Consider the following 22775-nt stretch of genomic DNA (forward strand, 5'->3'; position numbering starts at 1 on the left):
CGCAAGCGATCCGGGTGCGGCCCGCCCCCTCCACCACTCAGCTAAAGCTGAGCGGTCCCCCTCCCCGTCCCGGGGAGGAGCAAGAGAGGATGCCATGACCGACCTCGAAACCTTCCGCACCGAAACCCGCGCCTGGCTGGAGGCGAACTGCCCGCCCAGCATGCGCGAACCGGTGCGGTCCGAAAAGGACGCCTGCTGGGGCGGCCGCGATCAGTCGATGCTGACGCCCGACCAGAAGCTCTGGATGGACCGCATGGCAGAGCGCGGCTGGACCGTGCCCGACTGGCCGAAGGAATATGGCGGCGGCGGTCTCAGCGCGGCCGAGACCAAGATCCTGCGCGAGGAAATGGCGCGCCTGCGCTGCCGCAATCCGCTCAACAGCTTCGGCATCTCGATGCTCGGCCCAGCGCTGCTAAAATACGGCACGCACGAACAGAAGCTGGAGCATCTGACCAAGATCGCGCGCGGCGAAATCCGCTGGTGCCAGGGCTATAGCGAACCCAACGCCGGGTCCGACTTGGCGGGCTTGCAGACCTCCGCCGAGGACAAGGGCGACCACTTCCTCGTCAACGGGCAGAAGGTGTGGACCAGCTACGCCGACAAGGCCGACTGGATCTTCTGCCTCGTCCGCACTGACAAGACGACCAAACAGGGCGGCATCAGCTTCGTTCTGTTCGACATGGCCAGCGAAGGCGTGTCGACCAAGCCGATCCTGCTGATCAGCGGCTATTCGCCCTTCTGCGAAACCTTCTTCGACGATGTGAAGGTGCCGAAGGAGAATCTGATCGGCGAGCTCAACAAGGGCTGGGACGTCGCCAAGTATCTGCTCGGCCACGAGCGCGAGATGATCTCGGGCATGGGTTTGGCGGGTCCGGGCGGGAACCCGCTGATCGAAGGCGCGATCGCGACGATCGGCCTCGACGACCAAGGCCGCCTCGCCGACCCGCTGCTGCGCGCCGAACTGGCGATGTTCGAAGTGCGCGCCAAGGCGTTCGGCGCGATGAGCGAGAAGTTCATCGACGAACTGAAGGCCGGGCAGGCTCATCCCGCGCAGCCGAGCATGATGAAATATTACGGCACTGAGCTGAACAAGGCGCGCTACGAGCTGATCATGGCGAGCGGCGGGTCTGACGCGCTCGAATGGGAAAGCGAGGCTTCGTCGAAGGGCGCGAAGCCGCGGGCGTGGCTTCGGACGAAGGCGAATTCGATCGAGGGCGGGACCAGCGAGGTCCAGCTGAACATCATCGCCAAGCGGATTTTGGAATTGCCGTCCTGACCACCGGTGCTCCCGCGAAGGCGGGAACCTAGAGCCACAGATGCTGCGCTCGGGGCCCTGGGTCCCCGCCTGCGCGGGGACACGAGGATCTTTATCATGCCCCTGTACCTCAACGACGAACAGACGATGCTCCGCGACACCGCGAAGGACTTCGTCGCCGACGCCGCCCCTGTGTCCCACCTGCGCGCGCTGCGGGACGCGAACGATTCGGCCGGCTTTTCCCGCGACCTGTGGAAGCAGTTCGCCGAGATGGGCTTCACCGGCATTCTGATCCCCGAAGGCGACGGCGGCCTGGGGCTCGGCCATGTCGAAGCGGGCGTGGTGCTGGAAGAGATTGGGCGCAACCTGTCGCCCTCCCCCTTCCTCACCACCGCCGTCGCCGCTGTCGAGGCGCTCAAGGGCACCGCACACGCCGCCCGGCACTTCCCCGGCATCCTGTCGGGCGAAACGATTGCGGCGCTGGCGATCGACGAGGGGCCGAAGCATCGAGCGACGGTCGCCATGACGGCGGAGCGCGCGGGTAATGGCTTTCGCCTCACCGGTAAGAAGCAATTCGTGACGCACGGCCATGTCGCCGACCTGCTGATCGTCGCCGCTCGCACCGCCGGCAGCGCGGACGAGGACGACGGCGTCACCCTGTTCGCCGTGCCGCGCGATGCCGCGAAGCTGACGGCGACGCCCGAACGCCTCGCCGACAGCAGTATCGCCGCGCGGATGGAATTCGACGGGGTCGAAGTCGATGCCGACGCCGTCATCGGCGAGGTCGATGGCGGTGCCGCCAACCTGAAGCGCCTGCTCGCCGCCGGCCGCACCGGGGCCGCTGCCGAGATGATCGGCGTCGGATCGGGCGCGATGGACATGACCGTCGGCTATCTGAAGGAGCGCAAGCAGTTCGGCGTGACGATCGGCAGCTTCCAGGCGCTCCAGCACCGCGCCGCGCACCTTTATTCCGAAATGGAGGTCGCCCGCGCGGCGACGCTGAAGGCGCAGCAACTGCTCGACGCCAGCGACGAGCGCGCTGCAAATGCCGTGTCGGTCGCCAAGGCGATGACGGGGCTCGCCACGACGCTCGCCGTGCAGGAAGGTATCCAGATGCACGGCGGCATCGGCATGACCGACGAATATGACATCGGCTTCTACATGAAGCGGGCGCGCGTGCTGGCCGAGATGTTCGGGGACACCAATTTCCACGCCGATGCGCTGGCGAAGGCGGGCGGGTATTGACGATCGCGATCCTCCCCGTTCACGGGGACCGCGACCGGAGGTCGTGGTGGAGGGGGGCCTCCCCAAGCGCATCGCTGGAGGATAGCCCCCTCCACCATGCTGCGCATGGTCCCCCTCCCCGTCCCGGGGAGGATATTGGATGACCGACGAAACGACACCCCCACCCCGCGCCGAAACGCCCGAAGCCCTCGTCGCCCAGCTTATCGCGCTGCTCGATGTCGAGACGATCGACACCGACCTCTACCGGGGTCATCGCCAGCCCGGCGGGGTCGGCCGGGTGTTCGGCGGGCAGGTGATCGCCCAAGCGCTTCAGGCGGCGCAGCGCAGCGTGGAGGGCAAGGACGCACATTCGCTCCACGCCTATTTCATGCGGCCGGGGGACGAGAATTTTCCAATCATCTACCGCGTCGTCCGCGACTTCGACGGCGGCAGTTTCGCGACGCGGCGCGTCATCGCGATGCAGAAGGGGCAGCCGATCCTGAATATGGCGGCATCGTTCCAGCGTGCCGAAGAGGGGCTCCATCACCGCGACACGATGCCCGACGTGCCGCCGCCCGAAGCCCTGCGCTCCGAAACCGAGATGCGCCGGGAGCATATCGAGGAAATTCCGGAGAAGCTGCGCCCCTTCTTCCTGCGCGCCCGCCCGATCGAGATGCGCCCGGTGACGCCAAAGTCCCTAATCCACCCGGAGCCCGCGCCGCCGGTCTGGCACGCCTGGTTCCGCGCAACCGCCCCCCTGCCCGACGACCCCGCGCTGCATCGCGCGGTCCTGAGCTATGCGTCCGACATGGCGCTGCTCGGCACCGCGATGCTGCCGCATGGCAAGAGCTGGCTGAGCGGCAAGATGCAGACCGCGAGCCTCGATCACGCCGTCTGGCTGCACGAACCGTTCCGCGCCGACGACTGGCTGCTCTACACGACCGACAGCCCCTGGTCCGGTCATGGCCGAGGCTTCAACCGCGGGCGCATCTTCGCCCGCGACGGCCGGCTGGTCGCAAGCACCGCGCAGGAAGGGCTGATCCGAGTCAGGGGTTAGGCGTTCAATATCTGCCCTCGGTCTCTGTCGTTCAGAACGGCGGCGGCGGCACGGGGGGCGCGGGATCGGGCATCTCGCCCAGCTTGCCCATCTTGAACCGAACGCGCTCGATACAGCCCGTCGCACCGCGCGGAGACGCGGTGCGACGGGCATTGCCGATAATCTGGCGCGCCTGATCGCCGAACGCAGCAGCAGGTTCGCTGGCCAACACGGTCACGTTCTGAACTTGCCCCCAAGGTGCGTAATCATAGCGGACGACGGCCCAGCCCTCGACCCCGCGGCGGCGAAACGGCTCGGGGAAGGTGAGCGTAGGCAGGAACGCCCATCTGCTGTCCTCCGCCGGACAACCTTCGCCGCTGGCGGGGAACGTATCGCGTGGCGGTATCTGCGGTGCCGTCAAAGGATTCGGTTGGCGACGAAAATAGGGCACGGAACAACCGGTCCGGGGATCGCCCGGCTTGTAGCGTGACTTCGCGACCGCCCGGCGCATCGCCTCATCGAGCATAAGATTGCCATCGCTGGTTATTGTGCGGATGCGGATTGGTTTGCCCGACCGGTCGATATCGAACGCGGCGACCGTAGCGGACAGTGCGCCGGACGGTTGCGGGATGGAGTCGAGATCGGGGAAGCCCCGGAGCAGCATCGTCGGCGCTTTGCCAGCGTAGCAATTGCCTCCGAGATCACGGGCGCGCAGCGTCACGTCGCGTTCGAAGTAGACGCGATCATGGGGCAGCACAAAGAAGCGCTGCGCGATCGCGACTGGTGCCTCGGCTACCGGGTAAGCGGCCACACGGTAACGGATGGTGCACTGCGACTTCGGCGCTCCCGCCGCGAAACGCGATGCGGCGAGCGCGGGTTGCAGGTCCGTCGCCGGCAGGTACAGGTTCGGTACCTCCCGTGGCTGTAGCGCGATGCCGCCGACCCGTCCGGCGCCGTCAATGCGAAAAGTGAAGACATAGTCGGCGATCGGTCGTGAGACGGTCAACGCGCCCGCGGCTGGGACCGGCCGCTCGATTGCAATGGCGACCGGTGAGCCCTCCTCGCAGGTAACCGGGCCGGGTGTGAAGTCGAACAGCACTTTCGGCGGCGCGCCCGATGGCGCCTGGGCGATTGTGGAAACGGCGACGAACAGGGGAAGGATCGGCATGGCAAGATCCTGCGCCCGGCGCGTGACTCGCTCAAGACCTTATCCGGATTATGTCGCCGTCTTGCCGAACTCCTGGCGGTTGAACGGATGGCTCGACGACAGCCCGCCATCGACGACGATCGCCTGTCCGTTGACGTAGCTCGCCGCGTCGGACGCGAGGAAGGTGATGACCTCCGCCAGTTCCTCCGGGTCCGCACCGCGCCGCAAGGGGTTCAGCCGGCCGAGGCGATCGCCCTTTCCCGCTGCGCGTGCGCCGTCGTAGATCATCTGCGTCATGCCCGTTTCGGTCAGGCCGGGGCAGACCGCGTTGACCCGCACGTTCGAGCCGGCAAGCTGCTGCGCACCGAGCTGCGCCAGACTGATGACGCCCGCCTTCGACGCCGAATAGGCCGGCGAGCCAGCCCCCGAGCGCAGGCCCGCCACGCTGGCGGTCAGCACGATCGCGCCGCCGCCCGCCTCGACGATCCGCGGCGCGGCGTGCTTCAGCGCGAGGAACGGACCGATCACGTTGATGCGCAGCACCTCGGTGATGAGGTCGACCGAGGTGTCAAAGATGTTGGCGAGCCCGCCGGAAATGCCGGCGTTGGCAAACATCACGTCGAGCCGGCCGTGACGCCCGATGGCAAGGTCGACCGCGCGGACGACGTCTTCCTCGCGGCCAGCGTCCATGCGCAAAGGCGTCGCGGCGTCGCCGATCATCGCCGCGGTCGCGTCCGCGCCCTCGGTCAGGTCGGCGCAGATGACCCGGCCGCCCTCGCGCGCGAACTGCATCGCGGTCGCGCGTCCGATGCCCGAGCCGGCGCCGGTTACGATGATCGACTTGCCTTCGAACCGCATATTCATCCACTCCCGTTCGCCCTGAGCCTCTAAAGGCTGTCCTTCTTCCAACCCGTCGTCCCAGGAAAAGGAAAGGGCTTCGACAAGCTCAGCCCGAACGGATTGGGTGGCTACTCCGCTCCGGCCTTCCTCGCGAAGTCCCACGCCGCGCCAGCCAACCGATACACCTGCGCCGCCGACGCCTCCGCCTGCGCGCTCGACGCGGTGCCCTCGACGATGCGCTTCTTGATGCCCTGGACGATGCCGGTCAGGCGGAACAAATTGTAGGCGAAGTACCAGTTGAGGTCGGGCACGCCGTCGCGGCCGGTACGCGCGCAGTAACGCTCGACCATCGCCTCGATCGGCGGGATGCCGGTGTCGGGACCCGTGCGGCCCATGACGCCCGATCGCCCCTCGGGCTGCGTCACCCAGCTCATCAGAAAGTAGCTGAAGTCGGCCAACGGGTCGCCGAGCGTCGACAGCTCCCAGTCGAGCACCGCGATCACGCGTGGAGCATCGGGCGCTAAGATCATGTTGTCGATGCGATAGTCGCCGTGGACGATGCTGGTCGCGGTCTGTGGCGGCAGCGTTGCGGGGAGCCATTCGATCAGCCGGTCGACCTCGGGCATGACCTCGGTCTCGGACGCGCGATATTGCTTGGTCCAACGCGCGACCTGCCGTTCGAAATAATTGCCCGGCTTGCCATAGTCCGCCAGCCCCGCCGCGACGTAATCGGTGGTGTGCAGGTCGGCGAGCGTATCGCACATCGCCTCGTAGATCGCGGTCCGCTCGGCCGGCGCATAGCCCGGCAAAGTCCCGTCCCACAGGTTGCGACCGTCGGCGAAACCCATGACGTAGAATTCAGCACCGATCACGCCGGCATCGGTACACAAGCCATAAGGCTTGGCGACGGGAAAGCCGGTCGGGTGGAGGCCGGCGATCAGGCGATACTCACGGTCGACGGCGTGGGCCGACGGCAGCAGCGGGCCGAAGGGCTTGCGGCGCAGGACGTAGCGGGCACCGTCGCCCGCCTCGATCAGATAGGTCGGGTTCGACTGGCCACCGGCGAACTTCCGGTATCGGAGCGGCGGTACGAACCCATCGACATTCGCCACCATCCACCCGGTCAGCGCCGCGTCGTCGAGCCGGTCCTTGTCGGCAACCTCGGTCGTCTGGGGTGCCTCGGTCGGGGTCACGACGCCGCGCCGCCCCATTTGCCGAACTCGTTCCGCGCGATCGCCCGGTTATGCACCTCGTCCGGACCATCGGCGAAGCGCAGCGTCCGGACGTTCGCCCAGTCGTGCGCCAGGTGGAAATCGCCCGACACCCCCGCACCGCCATGCGCCTGAACGGCGTCGTCGAGGATCTTGAGCGCCATCGTCGGCGCCTGCACCTTCACCATCGCGATTTCGAGCTGGGCGGACTTGTTGCCCGCCTTGTCCATCATGTCCGCGGCCTTCAGGCACAGAAGCCGGGTCATCTCGATGTCGATCCGCGCGCGGGCGATGCGCTGTTCCCAGACGCTCTGCTCTGCGATCCGCTTCCCGAAGGCCACGCGCGACAGCAGGCGCTTCGCCATCGCCTCGATCGCCGACTCCGCCACGCCGATCGTGCGCATGCAATGGTGGATACGCCCCGGGCCGAGGCGCCCCTGCGCGATCTCGAACCCACGCCCTTCGCCCAGCAGGATATTTTCCGCCGGCACGCGGACATTCTCCAGCACGACCTCGCCATGGCCGTGGGGCGCATGGTCATAGCCATAGACCGACAGCATCCGTTCGATGCGGACGCCGGGCGCGTCCATCGGGACGAGGATCATCGACTGCTGCGCGTGGCGCTTCGCCGACGTGTCCGTCTTGCCCATCAGGATCGCGACCTTGCAGCGCGGGTCGCCGACGCCCGACGACCACCATTTGCGGCCGTTGATGACATAGTCGTCGCCGTCGCGGACGATCGACGTTTCGATGTTCGTCGCGTCGGACGATGCGACCGCCGGCTCGGTCATCAGGAAGACCGATCGGATCTCGCCGTCCATCAGCGGCTTCAGCCACCGATCCTTCTGCGCGCGGGTGCCGTAGCGGTGGAACACCTCCATATTGCCGGTGTCGGGCGCGGAGCAGTTGAAGCATTCGCTCGCCCAGACGATACGCCCCATCTCCTCGGCGCACAGCGCATATTCGAGGTTGGTGAGCTGTTCGCCTTCGAACACGAAACTGTCGTCGACATGGGACTGGCCCGAATGCGGCGGCATGAAGAAATTCCACAGCCCCTCCGCCTTCGCCAGCGCCTTGACCTCTTCAATCACCGGCAGCACCTTCCAGCGCTCGCCTTCGGCCTGCTGGCGGTGATAGTCGGCGTCGCGCGGCGCGATTTCGCGGTCGATGAAGGCCCGGACCCGGTCGCGCCAATAGGTCTCGCGTTCGCTCAGCGTGAAGTCCACGACACCCTCTCCTCAGATTCTTTCACCCTGGTTAGGCCGTACCCGTTTTTCGGTAAAGCCCGCTCGTGCGATTTTTCGCGCCTGCGGGCGCACGTACCCGGCCGTGTAAAAAGGCTCTAGGCGTTTGCTTCCGGAATGCTATTCTCGCGGCATCATGAGTGCGATCGCAGGCAAAGACGGCGGAACCAAGCGCTTCCAGGCGAAACGCGACGCGATCCTGGCCGCCGCGGCGGAAGCGATCAACGACCAGAGCGCGAAGGGCATGACCTTCGCCGACGTCGCCGCTCGCGTCGGGCTCAACACCACCAGCGTCACCTATTATTTCCGCCGCAAGGAGGATCTGGCCTCCGCCTGCTTCGAACACACCATCGACCAGTTGGGCGCCATGCTGGAAGAGGCGATGGCGGAGGCCACCCCCGAAGCGCGCGTCGCCCGCTATCTGGCGATCAATTTCCAGCGGATGGGCCGCATCGCGCGGCGTGAGGACACCGACTTCGCGATCCTGAGCGACCTGCGCGCGATGGACGAACCGATCAAGAGCAAGCTGCTCGCCGGCTGGCAGCGCGTGTTCCGCAACACCCGCGCGCTATGGGGCGACGCGCCCGACCGCGCGACCAAGGATTTGTATGGCGCACGCGCGCACGTCCTGTTGGAAAATACCTTCTGGCTGTCGGTCTGGCTGACCCGCTACGATGTCGACGAATATGACCGGGTCGAGGCGCGGTTGATGGACCTGTTCCGTCACGGACTGGCGGCGGGTCGCGCCAGCTGGACGCCGCGCCTGCTGGACGTCGACGACGACGATCAGGAGCCCGGTCGCGCCGCCTTTCTGACCGCGGCGACGCGCCTCATCAACGAACTCGGCTATCGCGGCGCGTCGGTGCAGCGGATCGCCAGCGAGCTGAACGTCACCAAGGGCAGCTTCTACCACCACCTCGATGCCAAGGACGAGCTGGTGACCGAATGCTACCGCCGCAGCTTCGACCGCATCGCGGCGGCGCAGGCGAGCGCGCAGGCGGCCGGCGGCACGCATTGGCAAAGGCTGGAGAGCGTCATGGCGACGCTGCTCGACATCCAGTTCTCCGAACGCGGGCCACTGCTGCGCACCACCGCCCTGTCCGGCCTCCCCCCGCGCGATCGCCAAACCATGATCGACCGCTCGAACCGTCTGGCCCGCCGTTTCGCCGGCATGATCTCCGACGGCATCGCCGAAGGCTCGATCCGCGCCGTCGATCCACTCGTCGCCAGCCAGGCGCTGATGGCACTCCAGAACGCCGCGTTCGACATGCGCAAATGGGCGAGCACCATGCCGCGCGAACGGGCCGTGGCGATGTATGCGTCGACGCTGATGTTCGGCCTGTTCGACGACCGGGTTCTGGCTTGAGGGCGTTAAAAGCAGTCAGGCTGCAGCCCTCGAACCCATCACTTCCGCCCGAACAGCTTCTCGATATCGCCGTGCGCCAGCTTCACCCATGTCGGCCGTCCATGATTGCATTGGCCAGAGTGCGGCGTGACTTCCATCTCCCGCAGTAGCGCGTTCATTTCCGCGACCGATAGTACCCGTCCCGCCCGGACCGAGCCGTGGCAGGCCATCGTCGCGGCGACATGGTCGAGGCGTTCGCGGAGCGACAGCGCTTCGTCATAGGCGGCGAGTTCGTCGGCCAGATCGGTAACGAGGCCGGTGACGTCGCCGCTGCCGAGCAGCGCGGGCGTCGCGCGAACGAGCATCGCGCGGGGGCCGAAGCGTTCGAGGTCCAGGCCGAAATCCGCGAGCTCGCTCGCCCGCGCTTCCAGGCGGTCGCAGGCGGGTTCGTCGAGCTCGACGACTTCCGGCAGCAGCAGCGCCTGGGACGCGACGCCGCCACCGGCCATGGCGCGCCGCATGCGTTCGAGGACGAGCCGCTCGTGCGCGGCGTGCTGGTCGACGATGACCAAGCCGTCTTCCGCCTCGGCGACGATATAGGTCTTGGCGACCTGGCCGCGGGCGACGCCCAGCGGGTGCGCGACCGTCTCGGGCGGCGGGGCCCAGGCCGGCTCGGCACGCGCCATGGGTGGCGGCATGGCGAAGGTAGGGCGGCGGTCCTGAACCGTGCTGGCGGAAGATGAGAAGGTCCGATCGAGCAGGTCGGTGCTGGCCCATGTCGTTCGTTCGATCGGTGGGACGACCGGTTCCTGCTGCCACGCACCGAGCGCCGTCTCGCTCGGCCGCTGGACCGAGCGATGCCCGGCTTCATCGAGTGCTCGACGCAGTCCGCTGACGATCAGCCCTCGCACGAGCGCCGGGTCGCGGAAGCGGACTTCGGTCTTGGCGGGATGGACGTTCACGTCCACCACATCGGCCGGCACGTCGAGGAACAGCGCGACGACCGCGTGCCGGTCGCGCGGCATCATCTCGGCATAGGCGCCGCGGATCGCGCCGATCAGCAGCCGGTCCTTTACCGGTCGGCCGTTGACGAACAGATATTGGTGGTCGGCGATGCCGCGGTGAAAGGTCGGCAGGCCGGCGACGCCGCCTAGCGTCAGACCTTCGCGTGCGAAGTCTATGGCGACGCTGTTCGCAGCCAGATCGCGGTCGGTCAGCGCGGCGACCCGTGCCGGGCGGTCTTCGTCGGGCTGGACCGACAGTGTACGGCGGCCGTCATGCTCGACGGAGAAGCCGATGCCGGGCCGCGCCATCGCGAGGCGCCGGACGATCTCCAGACAGGCGGCATATTCGGCGCGGGCGGAGCGAAGGAACTTGCGCCGTGCGGGCACGCGGGCGAACAATCCCTCCACCCGGACGCGGGTGCCCGGTGGCAGAGCGGCCGGTCCCTCGGCTTCCACGGTACCGTTGTCGACCAGGCGCATCCACCCGTCCGCGCCGCGCACCCGGCTTTCCAGCGTGAGCCGCGCGACGCTGGCGATGGAGGGCAGCGCCTCGCCCCGGAAGCCGAGCGTCGCCACCGCCTCGATGTCCTCGTCGGGCAGTTTCGACGTGGCGTGACGCTCCAAAGCCAGCGCCATATCGGACGGCGTCATGCCGCAACCGTCGTCGGTCACCTCGATCATGTCGGTCCCGCCGCCCGCCAGTCTCACCGCGATCCGGGTCGCGCCGGCGTCGATCGCGTTTTCGACCAGTTCTTTCAACGCAGCGGCAGGGCGTTCCACCACTTCTCCGGCCGCGATCCGGTTGACGAGATGACTGGGGAGACGACGTATTGACATGGGTGTCGCTCTAGCCCACTCGACGGCATCCCGCGACCCGTATCCGAACAGCCGGAGCCGGACGCCTGGCTTGCAGGCCGAGGGACGTTCACATGTGCGAATCGCCGGGCAGGGCGATGCCCGGCCTGGACGGAATCTGACTCAATGATGCTTTCGCGTATCTTCAAATTCATGTCGCACGACATGGCGATCGACCTCGGCACGGCGAACACCGTCGTCTACGTGCGGGGCCGCGGCGTCGTGCTCAACGAGCCGTCGGTCGTAGCGATCGAAACGATCAACGGTATCAAGAAGGTGCGCGCGGTCGGCGACGACGCGAAGCTGATGATGGGCAAGACGCCCGGCTCGATCGAGGCGATCCGCCCGCTGCGCGACGGTGTCATCGCCGACATCGACGTCGCCGAAGAGATGATCAAGCACTTCATCCGCAAGGTTCATGGCGGCCGCAAGTCGATGCTGCGCTGGCCGCAGATCGTCATCTGCGTGCCGTCCGGCTCGACCAGCGTCGAGCGCCGCGCGATCCGCGATGCCGCATCGAACGCCGGTGCGAGCCAGGTCTTCCTGATCGAGGAACCGATGGCCGCCGCGATCGGCGCCGACATGCCGGTGACCGAGCCCGTGGGGTCGATGGTCGTCGATATCGGCGGCGGCACGACCGAAGTCGCGGTGCTGTCCCTGCGCGGCCTCGCCTATTCGACGTCGGTGCGGGTCGGCGGCGACAAGATGGACGAGGCGATCGTCAGCTATGTCCGCCGCAACCATAACCTATTGATCGGCGAAGCGACTGCCGAGCGGATCAAGCAGGAAGTCGGCATCGCCAAGCCGCCGGTCGACGGCATCGGCATGACACTGCACATCAAGGGCCGCGACCTGGTCAACGGCGTGCCCAAGGAAATCCAGATCAACCAGGGCCAGATCGCCGAGGCGCTGTCGGAACCTGTCGGCACGATCGTCGAGGGCGTCCGTATCGCACTCGAGAATACCGCGCCGGAGCTTGCCGCCGACATCGTCGACCAGGGCATCGTCCTGACCGGTGGCGGCGCGCTGTTGCAGGGGATCGACGAAGTGCTGCGCGACGAGACCGGCCTGCCGGTGACGGTCGCGGAGGACCCGCTGACCTGCGTCGCGCTCGGGACCGGTCGCGCGCTGGAAGACGAGCAGTTCCGCGGCGTTCTGATCCAGGTCTGATCGCGGATTGAGGACAGGCCCCTCCCCGTTCGGGCTGACGGTGTCGAAGCCCTGCCTTTCTTTCCCACGGAAGAAGGACAGGCTTTCGGCCAAGCTCAGGGCGACCGGGGCGAGGTTCGGTTTGATCGCTTAGAGGAAGGGGCGCGGGACGGATGCCGCCGCCGATTGCCAGGCGCACCGGATTTTCACGGCGCGCGCAGTACGGGGTCTTCATCGGCTATGTCGCGGCGGCGACCGGCGTGCTGGTCGGTGCCGTGCTCGTGCTGCTGTCCTTCTTCAACCCGCCCGCCTTCGCCGCGCTGCGGTCCGCAGTCGCCGAAGTGACGACACCCATTTCCAGCGGCCTGCACGGCATTCGCCGGGTCGCGGCAGCGCCCGGCGCGATCACCGATTATTTCGGCGGCGCGGACAAGGTGCGCGAACTGCGCGGTCAGTTGGAAGCCGAACGGGCGATCGTGCTCCGCGCGCGAATGATCAATCGCGAGAATGCCCGCCTGCGCGCGCTGCTCCGCGTCCGCGACGTCGATCCTTCGCCCGTCGTCACCGCGCGGCTGGTCAATTCGAGCGGGTCGAGCACCCGCCGCTTCGCGACGCTTAACGCCGGGCGATTCCAGGGCGTGGAGCCCGGCCAGCCGGTTCGTGGACCCGAAGGACTGATCGGCCGCGTACTCGAGACGGGCCTGAACGCCGCGCGCGTGCTGCTCGTCACCGACCCCGAAAGCATCGTGCCGGTGCGCCGGACCCGCGACGGCCTGCCCGCGATCGCCAGCGGGCGGGGTGACGGACAGCTCGACATCCGCTCCGCCGGATCGGTCAACGCGCCGTTCCGGGCCGGCGACATCTTCGTGACGTCCGGCACGGGCGGCATCTATCCGCCCAACATCCCGGTCGCGCGGGTCGATGCGGAGTCGCGCGACATGGCGCTTGCCCGTCCGTTCGCCGATCCCGACGCGCTCGACTTCGCGGTGGTGCAGCGCGCTTTCCTGCCGCCGCTACCGCCCCCGCCACCGGCATCGCCAGGCCCGGCAAAATGAGACCGCCCCGGCCGTCGAAGTTCGGCGAGCCGATCAGCGCGCGCAGGCGGTCGCTGATCGCCGCCGCCGTCGTCATGGCAGGATCGCTGCTGCCGGTGCTGGTCCCGCTCATCTCGGTCGTGCCCTATCTCCCGCCGCTCGGCCTGTTGTTCCTGCTCGCTTGGCGCCAGCGCAGCCCCGATATCCTGCCGGTCTGGGCGGGTGCGCCGCTGGGGCTGTGGGACGATCTGTTGAGCGGGCATCCGCTCGGCAGCGCTACGTCGCTGTGGACGCTGATCCTGATCGGCATCGATCTGGTCGACAACCGGCTGGTCTGGCGCGATTTCTGGCAGGACTGGCTGGTCGCGGGCGGCGCCGTCGCGGGCTTCCTGATCGGCGCGCGGCTTGCCGGGACGCCGCTGGTCGCGCATGTGGACACGGTGCTGATGATCCAGATCGCGATCGCCGCCGCCCTCTACCCGCTCGCCGCGGCCACCTGCGGCTGGGTCGATGCCATGGGGCAGCAGCGCCGGTGAGGATCGCCAATCCCTTCGCGATCGCCAGCGACGCGGTCCAGTCCTTCACCTTCACGCGCCGCGCGATGTTCGTGTCGGGCGCGCAGATCGGCGTCGGCGTGCTGCTGGCATCGCGGATGACCTGGCTCGCCGTCGCGGAGAACGAGCGTTATTCGTTGCTCAGCGAGAGCAACCGGGTCAATACGACTTTGGTGCCCCCTCGGCGCGGCTGGATCGTCGATCGCCACGGGCACGCGATCGCCAACAACCGCACCGACTTCCGCGTCGACATCATCCCCGACCGTGTCGTGGACAAGGACCGGGTGCTCGGCGTGCTCCAGAACATTCTGGCGCTGCCTGCCGACGAGCGCGCGCGGATCGATGCCGGTCTGAAGCGCGCCGCCGGCTTCCAGCCGGTGCAGATCGCCGAAAACCTCGACTGGGACCGCTTCGCCGCGGTCAGCGTTCGGCTGCCGGAACTGCCCGGTGTCGCGCCGTCGCGGGGGTTTTCGCGCAACTATCCACTTGGCGCTGCGGTTGCGCATCTGACCGGATATGTCGGCGCGGCGACCGCGGAACAGTATAAGGAAGCGCGCGATCCACTGATGGTCACGCCCGGTTTCAAGCTGGGCAAGGACGGGCTGGAGAAGAGCCTGGAAAAACGCCTTCGCGGCACGCCCGGCGCCAAGCGGATCGAGGTCACGGCGCGCGGCAAGCTCGTCCGTGAACTGGCAACGCGTCCCGACGTGCCGGGCCAGACGATCCGGCTGAATATCGACTCGGGCTTGCAGGAATATGCAGCCCGCCGCCTCGGCACCAATTCGGGCAGCTGCGTCGTGTTCGACTGCCAGACCGGCGAGATGCTGGCGATGGTGTCGATGCCGGCCTATGATCCGAACAGCTTCTCCGACGGCATCAGCCATAACGAATGGAAGATGCTGTCGGACGACGACCACGTCCCCTTGATGAACAAGGTGCTGCAGGGCCTTTATCCGCCGGGCTCCACGGTCAAGCCGATGAACGGCCTCGCCCTGTTGGAAGCCGGCGTCAGCCCGCAGGAGCGCGTCTTCTGCTCGGGTGCGCTGCGTGTCGGCAACGGCGTCTTCCATTGCCACAAGCGCCGCGGTCACGGCCCGCTCGACCTGCGGGGAGCGATCGCGCAGAGCTGCGATATCTATTTCTACGAGATGATTCGGCGGCTCGGATATGACCGCATCGCGCCGGTCGCACGGGCGGTCGGTCTGGGGCAGAAGTTCGAGCTGCCCTATCCCAGCCAGCGCTACGGCACCGTGCCCGACAGCGCGTGGAAGGAGCGCAAGTACAAGACCGGCTGGACGGTCGCCGATTCGCTCAACGCCTCGATCGGACAGGGCTATGTGCTGGCCAACCCGTTGCAGATGGCGGTGATGGCCGCACGCCTGGCCAGCGGCAGGATGATCGAGCCGCATCTGCTTGCCGGGCGCGATAGCCGCAATGCGCCTGCCTTGCCCTACAAGCCCGAACATCTCGCCATCGTGCGCGAGGCGATGTGGGCGGTGGTCAACGGCGGCGGCACCGGCGGCGCATCGCGCATGTATGTTCCCGGCGTCGCCCTGGCGGCCAAGACCGGGACCGCACAGGTCCGACGCATCACGATGGCCGAGCGGCGCTCGGGCGTGCTCTCCAACGGGCAGCTCCCCTTCAAGCTGCGCGACCACGCCCATTTCATCTGCTTCGCGCCCGCCGACAATCCGCGCTATGCAGCGGCCGTCGTGCTCGAACATAACGGCCATACCGTCCGCAACCTCGACACCCCGCTGACAGGTCGCGACATCATGACCTATCTGTTCGACAAGAAGCGCGCTGTCACGGCGCTCGAAGAGGTCGAGCCCACCTGGGGCGGTGACATCCGGACCCGCATGGCCGCGCAGAAAGCAGCGTTCGAGGCTGCGCAGAACCCGGTCGCGGCGCCGCCCGAGGATGCCGAGGCCGCAGCGAACACCATCGTCGAGCGGGCGGTCGAACAGTCGAACGCAACGACGCCGACCACGGGTATCGCCGAAGGCCGCACCGAGGAACTTCCCCTGGAAGACGACGCGCCGGGTCCGCAGCTCCAGCCGGGCAACACACAATGATCCGCGCCCCCGTCTCCGGCCTGGTCCCCGCGCCGCTTGCACAGCTGCCGTGGCGGATCCTGTTCCTCGTCCTCGCGATCGGCGGGTTCGGCTGGGTCGTGCTGTTCTCGGCTGCGGGCGGCAGCCTGTCGCCCTGGGCGTTGAAGCAGGCGACATTGTTCTGCGCCTTCCTCTGCATGGCCATCGTCATCTCACGCGTGTCGCCCCGCATCATGGCGAGCCTCGCGCTGCCCGGCTATGTCGTGCTGCTGGTGCTGCTGGTCCTCGTCGAGCTGCTCGGCGCGGTGAAGGGGGGTAGTCAGCGCTGGCTCGACCTTGGCATCATCCGGCTTCAGCCGTCCGAGATGATGAAGGTCATGATCGTGCTGGCGATGGCCAAGTTCTACGACATGCTACCGCCGGCCGAAGTGCGGCGCTATGGTCCGCTGGTGCCGGCCGGCGTCCTTGTCGGCGTCCCGTTCCTGCTGGTAATGGCGCAGCCCGATCTCGGCACCGGCCTGATGATCGCGATGGGCGGGGTGACGGTCATGTTCCTGGCCGGCGTGCCGCTGCGTCTGTTCGTCAGCGGGCTACTGGCCTTCGCGGCCGGGGTGCCGCTGGCGATCAACTATGTTCTTCACGACTATCAGCGCAACCGCATCCTGATCTTCCTCGATCCCGAGAGCGACCCGCTCGGCACCGGCTATCACATCAGCCAGTCGAAAATCGCGATCGGTTCGGGCGGGCTGACCGGCAAGGGCTTCCTCAACGGCAGCCAGAGTCACCTCGACTATCTGCCCGAAGGCCACACCGACTTCGCCTTCGCGACGATGGCGGAGGAGTGGGGGCTGATCGGCGGCTTCGGGATCATCATCGCCTTCATGCTGCTGATTCGCTGGGGCGTGATGGTCGGTGTGCGGGCCGAGGGACGCTTCGAGCGGCTGACGGCGGCAGGGCTCGCCACCACCATCTTCTTCTACGTCGCGATCAACCTGATGATGGTGATGGGCCTGGCGCCGGTCGTCGGCATCCCCCTGCCCTTCATCAGCTTCGGCAGTTCGGCGCAGATGACCGTCATGATCTGCATCGGCATTCTCATGGCGATCGACCGCCAGAATCGCCGCGTGTCCGGGTGGTGAAAATGCGCCGACATCTGATGCTGCTGCCGATCGCGCTGGCCGGCTGCTCGCCGCAAGGCCCGACACGCGAGCCGGCCGACCCGGCCACCAACGCCACCGAAGCGGAAGCCGCCGCCATCGCCAACATCGAGGACCGCGCGAGGATCGACGTCCTCCAGAACCGAGTCGTCGCTCTGGAGCGTGAAGTCGGGGAGTTGAAGGCGAATCCGCAGGCGCTCGACCTCGACCTGCTGACGCAACGCATCGAACGGCTGGAAGCCGGCGCGATCAGCGCCGCGACCGTCCCCGCGACCAAATCGCCTCGCGCCACCCCCGTCGATTCGGACGCCGCTCAACGTGCGGTCGACGCTGCCATCGCAGAACGTCGGGCGAAGCGCGCACCACGCGACTAAAACCGCTTCGTTGGTGTATCGGGAAGAAGGTGGTGGACGCACTTGGGCTCGAACCAAGGACCCGCTGATTAAGAGTCAGCTGCTCTACCAACTGAGCTATGCGTCCACACTGATCGGCTTGGTAGGCAGCGCCGGAGCGCCGCGTCCCGATCGGGAGGGCGCCCAATATCATCGTTCACGCGCTCGGCAAGCGTTTTTTGCATCCACGCGATGGATTTTTTCGGGAAGCCGTCCGATACCGACGATCGATTGTCGCGCGGTCCTAACCCGTGTAACCGCCGCCGCGACTCGTTCCCCTTCCCAGGAGAAGCGCCCATGCTGGGCTGGTTCCAGAAGTTGATGCCCAGCCAAGGGCGCTTCTTCGATCAATTCGAAGCGCATTCGCGAATCGTCGTCGCCGGCGCTGAAGCGCTGTCGCACCTGTTTCATGGCCAGGGGACGCTGAGCGATCACATCGCCGAGATCGTGCGCCGCGAGCATGAGGCCGACGATGTGACGCGCGAAGTGCTGATGGACGTCCGTCGCGTGTTCGTGACCCCGTTCGACCGCAGCGCCATCACCGACCTGATCGGGGTGATGGACGATGCGATCGATCAGATGAACCAGACCGCGAACACCATCGCGATGTACGAGGTCACGAGCTTCGAGCCGCAAATGGTGGCGATGAGCGAGGCGATCGTAGAGGCTGCGCAGACCGCGGCAGAGGCGGTTCCGCTGCTGCGCAACCTGGCCCCCAACGCCTCGCGCCTGCACGACCTGACCGAACGTCTGGTGCGGATCGAGGGCAAGGCCGACGATATGCATGACGCCGGGCTGCGGGCGCTGTTCGGCAAGACCAAGGCGGATCCCATGGCCTTCATCATCGGCCGCGAGATCTACAGCCATCTGGAGCGCGTCTGCGACCGGTTCGAGGATGTCGCGAACGAGATCCAGGGCCTCGTCATCGACCACGCCTGACGAAAGGCACGACCGATGACCGTCTCCTTCTCGATCCTGGTCTTCCTGATCGTCGTTGCGCTGCTGTTCGACTTCCTGAACGGCCTGCACGACGCGGCGAATTCCATCGCGACCGTCGTCGCCACGCGGGTGCTGTCACCCGTGGTGGCGGTGATCTGGGCCGCGTTCTTCAATTTCACCGCCTATTTCGTCTTCGGCACCGCAGTCGCCAAGACGGTCGGCAAGGGCATCGTCGATGCCGCCGTGATCGACCCGCGCGTCATCTTCGGCGCGCTGTGTGGGGCGATTGCGTGGAACGTCATCACCTGGGTGAAGGGCATTCCGTCCTCGTCCAGCCATGCGCTCGTCGGCGGCTTGCTGGGCGCGGCTATCGTCAAGGCCGGGGTCGATCCGATCGTCTGGCCCGGCGTCATCAGCACGGTCGCGGCGATCTTCATCTCACCCGCGCTCGGCTTGGCGCTTGCGCTGCTGCTGGTGCTGGCGGTTGCCTGGACCAGTCTGAAGCTGACGCCGCTCGGCGTCGACAAGCGCTTTCGCAAGCTGCAGCTCGTCTCGGCGGCGCTCTACTCGCTCGGCCATGGCGGCAATGACGCGCAGAAGACGATGGGGATCATCACCGCCCTGCTCTATTCGCAAGGCATGATCGGTGGGCAGTTCGCGGTGCCCTTCTGGGTCGCGCTGTCCTGCTACATCGCGATCGCGCTCGGCACGATGTCGGGCGGCTGGCGGATCGTCCATACGATGGGGTCGAAGATCACGCGACTGACCCCGGCACAGGGCTTTGCGGCAGAGACCGGCGGCGCAATCACGCTGTTCGCGGCGACCCATCTGGGCGTTCCTGTGTCGACCACCCACACCATCACCGGCGCGATCGTCGGCGTGGGCGCGGCACGGCGCCTGACCGCAGTGCGCTGGGCGGTGGCGAGCAACATCGTCTTCGCCTGGTTCGTGACCATCCCGGCGGCAGCCGCGATGGCGGCGATCAGCTACTGGCTGGCGCGCTTCATCCCCGGCCTCGGCGGCTGATATGCCGCTCTATGCGATTGCGGGTCAGGCACCGACGCTGGGTGCCGGTGCCTGGGTCGCGCCGAGTGCGGACGTGATCGGCGATGTCCATTTGGGCGACGAAGCCAGTGTCTGGTTCGGCGCGGTCGTTCGCGGCGACAATACGCCGATCCTCATCGGTGCGCGCAGCAACGTGCAGGAGGGCGCAGCCCTCCACAGCGACCCCGGCGCGCCGCTGACGATCGGCGAAGACGTGACGGTCGGGCACCACGCGGTGCTGCACGGCTGTACGGTCGGCGCGCGCAGCCTGATCGGAATGGGCGCAATCGTGCTCAATCGGGCGGTAATCGGCGAGGATTGCATCGTCGGTGCGGGCGCGCTGGTGACAGAAGGAAAGGTCTTTCCGCCCGGTAGCCTGGTCGTCGGCAGCCCGGCGCGTGCTGTGCGAACGCTAGATGATGCGGCCAAGGCGATGCTGCGCGGATCGGCGGCAGTCTATGTCGCAAAAGCGCGCGAATATGCCGAGGGGCTGACGCGGGTCGGTTGAGGCGCGGGCGTCGCGAAGGCACGCTTTCCTTGGCCTTGCCCCATCAGTGCTCCCGCGAAGGCGGGAGCCCAGTGCCAAGCAACCACACGCCGTTGTATCACCGTACCCTAGGCTCCCGCCTTCGCGGGAGCACCGGTGGGGTGCGGCGCGGTCTGACACTTCCCAAATCTCCCACCTCCGCTGGAGCACGGGACATTCAGCCCTTGGCCGGGTCGAACTCGATCAGGCAAAAAGAGCCCCTCCCCGAGCTTCACCCGGGGAGGAGCATTCCCATCACGCGGCCGCAGCCTGCTGCGTCACGCGCGGGGCGGCTTGGCGGACGCCTTCGTCGACATGGTCTTCGAACTGCGCGAAATTGTCGGTGAACTGGCCGACCAGTTTGGCCGCCGTCGCGTCATAGTCCGCCGCATCCGGCCACGTCGCGCGTGGGTCGAGGATCTGGCTGTCGACGCCCGGCACCGCGACCGGCACCTGGAAGCCGAAGTTGGGATCGGTACGGAACTCCGCGTCCTTCAGGCTGCCGTCGAGCGCCGCGTCGAGCAGCGCGCGGGTGACCTTGATCGGCATCCGGCTGCCAACGCCATATTTGCCGCCGGTCCAGCCGGTGTTGACCAGCCAGCAATCGACTCCGCCCTTCGCGATCCGCTCCTTGAGCAGGTTGCCGTAGACGCTCGGGTGACGCGGCATGAATGGCGCGCCGAAGCAGGTCGAGAAGGTCGCGTCCGGCTCGGTCACGCCGATCTCGGTGCCCGCGACACGTGCGGTGTAGCCCGACAGGAAGTGATACATCGCCTGTTCGGGCGTCAACTTCGCGATCGGGGGCAGCACGCCGTAAGCGTCGGCAGTCAGGAAGATGATGTTCTTCGGAACGCCGCCCATGTTCTTTTCCGACGAATTCGGAATGAAATCGATCGGATAGGCGCCGCGCGAATTTTCCGCGAGGCTGGCGTCGTCGAGGTCGAGCTGACGCGTGACCGGATCCATGACCACGTTTTCGAGCACCGTGCCGAAGCGCTTGGTGGTGGCGAAGATTTCCGGCTCGGCATCCTCCGACAGGCGGATCATCTTTGCATAGCAGCCGCCTTCGAAATTAAAGACCGCGGTGTCCGACCAGCCATGTTCGTCGTCGCCGATCAGCGTGCGCTTCGGATCGGCCGACAGCGTGGTTTTGCCGGTGCCGGACAGGCCGAAGAAGACGGCGGTCGAACCGTCCGTGCCCATGTTCGCCGAACAGTGCATCGGCATGACGCCCGTGGTGGGCAGCAGATAGTTGAGCAGGCCGAAGACGCTCTTCTTCATTTCGCCAGCATAGCGCGTGCCGCCGATCAGGATCAGCTTCTCGGTCAGATTGACGGCGATTACCGTCTCGCTGCGAGTGCCGTGACGTGCCGGGTTGGCGCGGAAGCTCGGCAGGTCGATGATGGTATAGTCGGGCACGAAGCCGCGGAGTTCATGCTCTTCCGGACGAACGAGCATCGTACGGATGAACAGATTGTGCCAGGCGAGTTCGTTGATCACGCGCACCTTGACGCGGTGTTCGGGCTGCGAGCCGCCGAACAGGTCCTGCACGTAAAGGTCCTCGCGACGCTTCAGCGTGGCCAGAAAATCTTCCTTCAGCGCGGCAAAATGCTCGGGCAGCATGCCCTTGTTGGTCTTGCCCCACCAGACGGTGTCTTCGGTTTCGGCGTCGCGGACGATGAACTTGTCCTGCGCGCTGCGGCCAGTGTGCGGACCGGTTTCGACCACCAGCGGGCCGTCGGCGGACAGCTTGCCTTCGTTACGGCGGAGCGCGGCGTCGACCAGACGGGCGGTTACCAGATTCCAGTGGATGTCGGCGCGGGTTTCGATGCCCTGCGACTCAAGGCCGGCGTCGGGAACGCGATCACTCAATTCTCGTCTCCTCCATGCCCCGGACTGCCGCCGGGTGCATACGTATGTGTTCGAAGTCTCCGGCGCTTATCTGCGCATCTTCAGGGGGTCAAACGTGCTACCGGTGTCAGGACTGTCCCGATGTTGAGCGTTGCGTCCCATTCGACTAGGCATGGTGCATGACCGCAACGATCGCGCTCGTGGACGACGACCGGAACATCCTGACTTCGGTGTCGATCGCTCTTCAGACCGAAGGCTTCCTGACCCGCGTCTATTCGGACGGCGAGACAGCGTTGAAGGCGCTGCTCGACAATCCGCCGGACCTGGCGGTGCTGGACGTGAAGATGCCGCGGATGGACGGACTGGAGCTGCTGCGGCGGCTGCGCGAGAAGTCGATGGTCCCGGTCATCTTCCTGACCAGCAAGGACGACGAGCTGGACGAGGCCTTGGGCCTGGCGATGGGCGCGGACGACTATATCGCCAAGCCGTTCAGCCAGCGGCTGCTGATCGCCCGCATCCGCGCGATCCTGCGGCGGACCGAAGGCGCCCCGATGGGCGTCGAGGCGGAAGGTCAGGAGGCGCAACTGCCGATCGAGCGCGGTCGGCTGGTAATGGACCCGGCGCGCCATCGCGTCACGTGGGCGGGAAAGCCGGTCACGCTGACCGTTACCGAATTCATGATCCTCGAGACCCTCGCTCAGCGTCCCGGCATCGTGAAGACTCGCAACCAGCTGATGGATGCGGCCTATCAGGACGACATCTACGTCGACGACCGCACCATCGACAGTCACATCAAACGCGTCCGCCGCAAGTTTCGCGAAGCCGATCCGGAATTCGATGCGATCGAGACGCTGTACGGGGCCGGGTATCGGTTTTCGGACGAGTGATGGCCAAGTCTCCCGTCCTCCCCTGGA

The 22775-nt window shown here is 66.8% G+C and carries 19 protein-coding genes, 1 tRNA gene and 1 pseudogene; 14 read left to right on the forward strand and 7 right to left on the reverse strand.

Features of this window, described 5'->3' with window-relative positions:
- Nucleotides 1-94 precede the first annotated feature (94 nt).
- The 3 genes from ACFSC3_RS13935 (at nucleotide 95) to ACFSC3_RS13945 (ending at nucleotide 3536) form a co-directional block, all read left to right on the forward strand.
- Nucleotides 95-1276, forward strand: a complete 1182-nt coding sequence (locus tag ACFSC3_RS13935; RefSeq protein ID WP_380941045.1) for an acyl-CoA dehydrogenase family protein — start codon at nucleotides 95-97, stop codon at nucleotides 1274-1276.
- 96 nt (nucleotides 1277-1372) lie between these two features.
- On the forward strand, nucleotides 1373-2500 hold the full coding sequence (locus ACFSC3_RS13940) for an acyl-CoA dehydrogenase family protein (RefSeq protein WP_380941046.1): 1128 nt from the start codon (nucleotides 1373-1375) through the stop codon (nucleotides 2498-2500).
- A gap of 139 nt (nucleotides 2501-2639) precedes the next feature.
- On the forward strand, nucleotides 2640-3536 hold the full coding sequence (locus ACFSC3_RS13945) for an acyl-CoA thioesterase (protein ID WP_380941047.1): 897 nt from the start codon (nucleotides 2640-2642) through the stop codon (nucleotides 3534-3536).
- A gap of 31 nt (nucleotides 3537-3567) precedes the next feature.
- On the opposite strand, the gene ACFSC3_RS13950 is transcribed toward ACFSC3_RS13945, so the two are convergent.
- From ACFSC3_RS13950 to ACFSC3_RS13965, 4 genes are all read right to left on the reverse strand, one after another.
- Complete coding sequence (locus ACFSC3_RS13950) at nucleotides 3568-4683, reverse strand: energy transducer TonB (RefSeq protein WP_380941048.1); 1116 nt, start codon at nucleotides 4681-4683, stop codon at nucleotides 3568-3570.
- Between the two features lie 48 nt (nucleotides 4684-4731).
- On the reverse strand, nucleotides 4732-5526 hold the full coding sequence (locus ACFSC3_RS13955) for an SDR family NAD(P)-dependent oxidoreductase (protein WP_380941049.1): 795 nt from the start codon (nucleotides 5524-5526) through the stop codon (nucleotides 4732-4734).
- Between the two features lie 104 nt (nucleotides 5527-5630).
- A complete protein-coding gene (locus tag ACFSC3_RS13960; protein WP_380941050.1) occupies nucleotides 5631-6713 on the reverse strand; it encodes a phosphotransferase family protein in 1083 nt (360 codons plus the stop codon).
- Nucleotides 6692-7939: an acyl-CoA dehydrogenase family protein gene (locus tag ACFSC3_RS13965; protein ID WP_380941051.1), complete on the reverse strand. Its 1248-nt coding sequence runs from the start codon at nucleotides 7937-7939 to the stop codon at nucleotides 6692-6694. The genes ACFSC3_RS13960 and ACFSC3_RS13965 overlap by 22 nt, the downstream gene beginning before the upstream one ends.
- A gap of 154 nt (nucleotides 7940-8093) precedes the next feature.
- Between ACFSC3_RS13965 and ACFSC3_RS13970 the strand changes: the two genes are divergently transcribed.
- Entirely contained in the window at nucleotides 8094-9323 is a 1230-nt protein-coding gene (locus ACFSC3_RS13970) for a TetR/AcrR family transcriptional regulator (RefSeq protein WP_380941052.1), read from the forward strand.
- Nucleotides 9324-9361: 38 nt separating this feature from the next.
- Here the strand turns inward: ACFSC3_RS13970 and mutL are convergent, their stop codons facing one another.
- Entirely contained in the window at nucleotides 9362-11143 is a 1782-nt protein-coding gene (mutL, locus tag ACFSC3_RS13975; RefSeq protein ID WP_380941053.1) for a DNA mismatch repair endonuclease MutL, read from the reverse strand.
- Between the two features lie 144 nt (nucleotides 11144-11287).
- On the opposite strand from mutL, the gene ACFSC3_RS13980 reads away from it, so the two are divergent.
- The 6 genes from ACFSC3_RS13980 (at nucleotide 11288) to ACFSC3_RS14005 (ending at nucleotide 17483) form a co-directional block, all read left to right on the forward strand.
- Complete coding sequence (locus ACFSC3_RS13980; RefSeq protein ID WP_380941054.1) at nucleotides 11288-12331, forward strand: rod shape-determining protein; 1044 nt, start codon at nucleotides 11288-11290, stop codon at nucleotides 12329-12331.
- Between the two features lie 152 nt (nucleotides 12332-12483).
- A complete protein-coding gene (locus ACFSC3_RS13985) occupies nucleotides 12484-13365 on the forward strand; it encodes a rod shape-determining protein MreC (RefSeq protein WP_380941055.1) in 882 nt (293 codons plus the stop codon).
- Nucleotides 13362-13880, forward strand: a complete 519-nt coding sequence (locus ACFSC3_RS13990) for a rod shape-determining protein MreD (protein ID WP_380941056.1) — start codon at nucleotides 13362-13364, stop codon at nucleotides 13878-13880. Before ACFSC3_RS13985 ends, ACFSC3_RS13990 begins: the two co-directional genes overlap by 4 nt.
- A 65-nt stretch (nucleotides 13881-13945) precedes the next feature.
- Nucleotides 13946-15973 (forward strand): penicillin-binding protein 2, encoded by a 2028-nt coding sequence (gene mrdA / locus ACFSC3_RS13995; protein WP_380941468.1) that lies wholly within the window; start codon nucleotides 13946-13948, stop codon nucleotides 15971-15973.
- The gene (gene rodA, locus ACFSC3_RS14000) at nucleotides 15970-17091 is read left to right on the forward strand and encodes a rod shape-determining protein RodA (protein ID WP_380941057.1); all 1122 of its coding nucleotides are present in this window, start codon (nucleotides 15970-15972) and stop codon (nucleotides 17089-17091) included. Before mrdA ends, rodA begins: the two co-directional genes overlap by 4 nt.
- 2 nt (nucleotides 17092-17093) lie before the next feature.
- On the forward strand, nucleotides 17094-17483 hold the full coding sequence (locus tag ACFSC3_RS14005) for a hypothetical protein (protein WP_380941058.1): 390 nt from the start codon (nucleotides 17094-17096) through the stop codon (nucleotides 17481-17483).
- A 30-nt stretch (nucleotides 17484-17513) separates the two neighbouring features.
- On the opposite strand, the gene ACFSC3_RS14010 is transcribed toward ACFSC3_RS14005, so the two are convergent.
- Nucleotides 17514-17589, reverse strand: a tRNA-Lys gene (locus ACFSC3_RS14010).
- Nucleotides 17590-17798: 209 nt separating this feature from the next.
- Here ACFSC3_RS14010 and ACFSC3_RS14015 point away from each other — a divergent pair.
- The 3 genes and pseudogenes from ACFSC3_RS14015 to ACFSC3_RS14025 form a co-directional block, all read left to right on the forward strand.
- Nucleotides 17799-18440, forward strand: a pseudogene (locus ACFSC3_RS14015) (DUF47 domain-containing protein); the annotation flags it as partial.
- 15 nt (nucleotides 18441-18455) lie between these two features.
- Nucleotides 18456-19466: an inorganic phosphate transporter gene (locus ACFSC3_RS14020; protein WP_380941059.1), complete on the forward strand. Its 1011-nt coding sequence runs from the start codon at nucleotides 18456-18458 to the stop codon at nucleotides 19464-19466.
- Nucleotide 19467: 1 nt separating this feature from the next.
- On the forward strand, nucleotides 19468-19992 hold the full coding sequence (locus tag ACFSC3_RS14025; protein WP_380941060.1) for a gamma carbonic anhydrase family protein: 525 nt from the start codon (nucleotides 19468-19470) through the stop codon (nucleotides 19990-19992).
- Between the two features lie 273 nt (nucleotides 19993-20265).
- Here ACFSC3_RS14025 and ACFSC3_RS14030 read toward each other — a convergent pair whose 3' ends face one another.
- Nucleotides 20266-21882 carry a phosphoenolpyruvate carboxykinase gene (locus ACFSC3_RS14030; protein WP_380941061.1) on the reverse strand — a complete coding sequence of 539 codons (1617 nt, stop codon included), beginning with the start codon at nucleotides 21880-21882 and terminating at the stop codon, nucleotides 20266-20268.
- 158 nt (nucleotides 21883-22040) lie between these two features.
- On the opposite strand from ACFSC3_RS14030, the gene ACFSC3_RS14035 reads away from it, so the two are divergent.
- The gene (locus ACFSC3_RS14035; RefSeq protein WP_380941062.1) at nucleotides 22041-22748 is read left to right on the forward strand and encodes a response regulator transcription factor; all 708 of its coding nucleotides are present in this window, start codon (nucleotides 22041-22043) and stop codon (nucleotides 22746-22748) included.
- The last annotated feature ends 27 nt before the right edge of the window (nucleotides 22749-22775 follow it).

This window comes from Sphingomonas floccifaciens, from assembly GCF_042681125.1.
In the GTDB taxonomy this organism is placed as follows: domain Bacteria; phylum Pseudomonadota; class Alphaproteobacteria; order Sphingomonadales; family Sphingomonadaceae; genus Sphingomonas; species Sphingomonas floccifaciens.

What these genes read in the sequence shown, in the direction of transcription:
- ACFSC3_RS13935 (WP_380941045.1), top strand. Translation starts at nt 95, where the DNA reads ATGACCGACCTCGAAACCTTCCGCACCGAAACCCGCGCCTGGCTGGAG.
- ACFSC3_RS13940 (WP_380941046.1), top strand. Translation starts at nt 1,373, where the DNA reads ATGCCCCTGTACCTCAACGACGAACAGACGATGCTCCGCGACACCGCG.
- ACFSC3_RS13945 (WP_380941047.1), top strand. Translation starts at nt 2,640, where the DNA reads ATGACCGACGAAACGACACCCCCACCCCGCGCCGAAACGCCCGAAGCC.
- ACFSC3_RS13950 (WP_380941048.1), bottom strand. Translation starts at nt 4,683, where the DNA reads ATGCCGATCCTTCCCCTGTTCGTCGCCGTTTCCACAATCGCCCAGGCG.
- ACFSC3_RS13955 (WP_380941049.1), bottom strand. Translation starts at nt 5,526, where the DNA reads ATGAATATGCGGTTCGAAGGCAAGTCGATCATCGTAACCGGCGCCGGC.
- ACFSC3_RS13960 (WP_380941050.1), bottom strand. Translation starts at nt 6,713, where the DNA reads ATGGGGCGGCGCGGCGTCGTGACCCCGACCGAGGCACCCCAGACGACC.
- ACFSC3_RS13970 (WP_380941052.1), top strand. Translation starts at nt 8,094, where the DNA reads ATGAGTGCGATCGCAGGCAAAGACGGCGGAACCAAGCGCTTCCAGGCG.
- mutL (WP_380941053.1), bottom strand. Translation starts at nt 11,143, where the DNA reads ATGTCAATACGTCGTCTCCCCAGTCATCTCGTCAACCGGATCGCGGCC.
- ACFSC3_RS13980 (WP_380941054.1), top strand. Translation starts at nt 11,288, where the DNA reads ATGATGCTTTCGCGTATCTTCAAATTCATGTCGCACGACATGGCGATC.
- ACFSC3_RS13985 (WP_380941055.1), top strand. Translation starts at nt 12,484, where the DNA reads ATGCCGCCGCCGATTGCCAGGCGCACCGGATTTTCACGGCGCGCGCAG.
- ACFSC3_RS13990 (WP_380941056.1), top strand. Translation starts at nt 13,362, where the DNA reads ATGAGACCGCCCCGGCCGTCGAAGTTCGGCGAGCCGATCAGCGCGCGC.
- mrdA (WP_380941468.1), top strand. Translation starts at nt 13,946, where the DNA reads ATGTTCGTGTCGGGCGCGCAGATCGGCGTCGGCGTGCTGCTGGCATCG.
- rodA (WP_380941057.1), top strand. Translation starts at nt 15,970, where the DNA reads ATGATCCGCGCCCCCGTCTCCGGCCTGGTCCCCGCGCCGCTTGCACAG.
- ACFSC3_RS14005 (WP_380941058.1), top strand. Translation starts at nt 17,094, where the DNA reads ATGCGCCGACATCTGATGCTGCTGCCGATCGCGCTGGCCGGCTGCTCG.
- ACFSC3_RS14020 (WP_380941059.1), top strand. Translation starts at nt 18,456, where the DNA reads ATGACCGTCTCCTTCTCGATCCTGGTCTTCCTGATCGTCGTTGCGCTG.
- ACFSC3_RS14025 (WP_380941060.1), top strand. Translation starts at nt 19,468, where the DNA reads ATGCCGCTCTATGCGATTGCGGGTCAGGCACCGACGCTGGGTGCCGGT.
- ACFSC3_RS14035 (WP_380941062.1), top strand. Translation starts at nt 22,041, where the DNA reads ATGACCGCAACGATCGCGCTCGTGGACGACGACCGGAACATCCTGACT.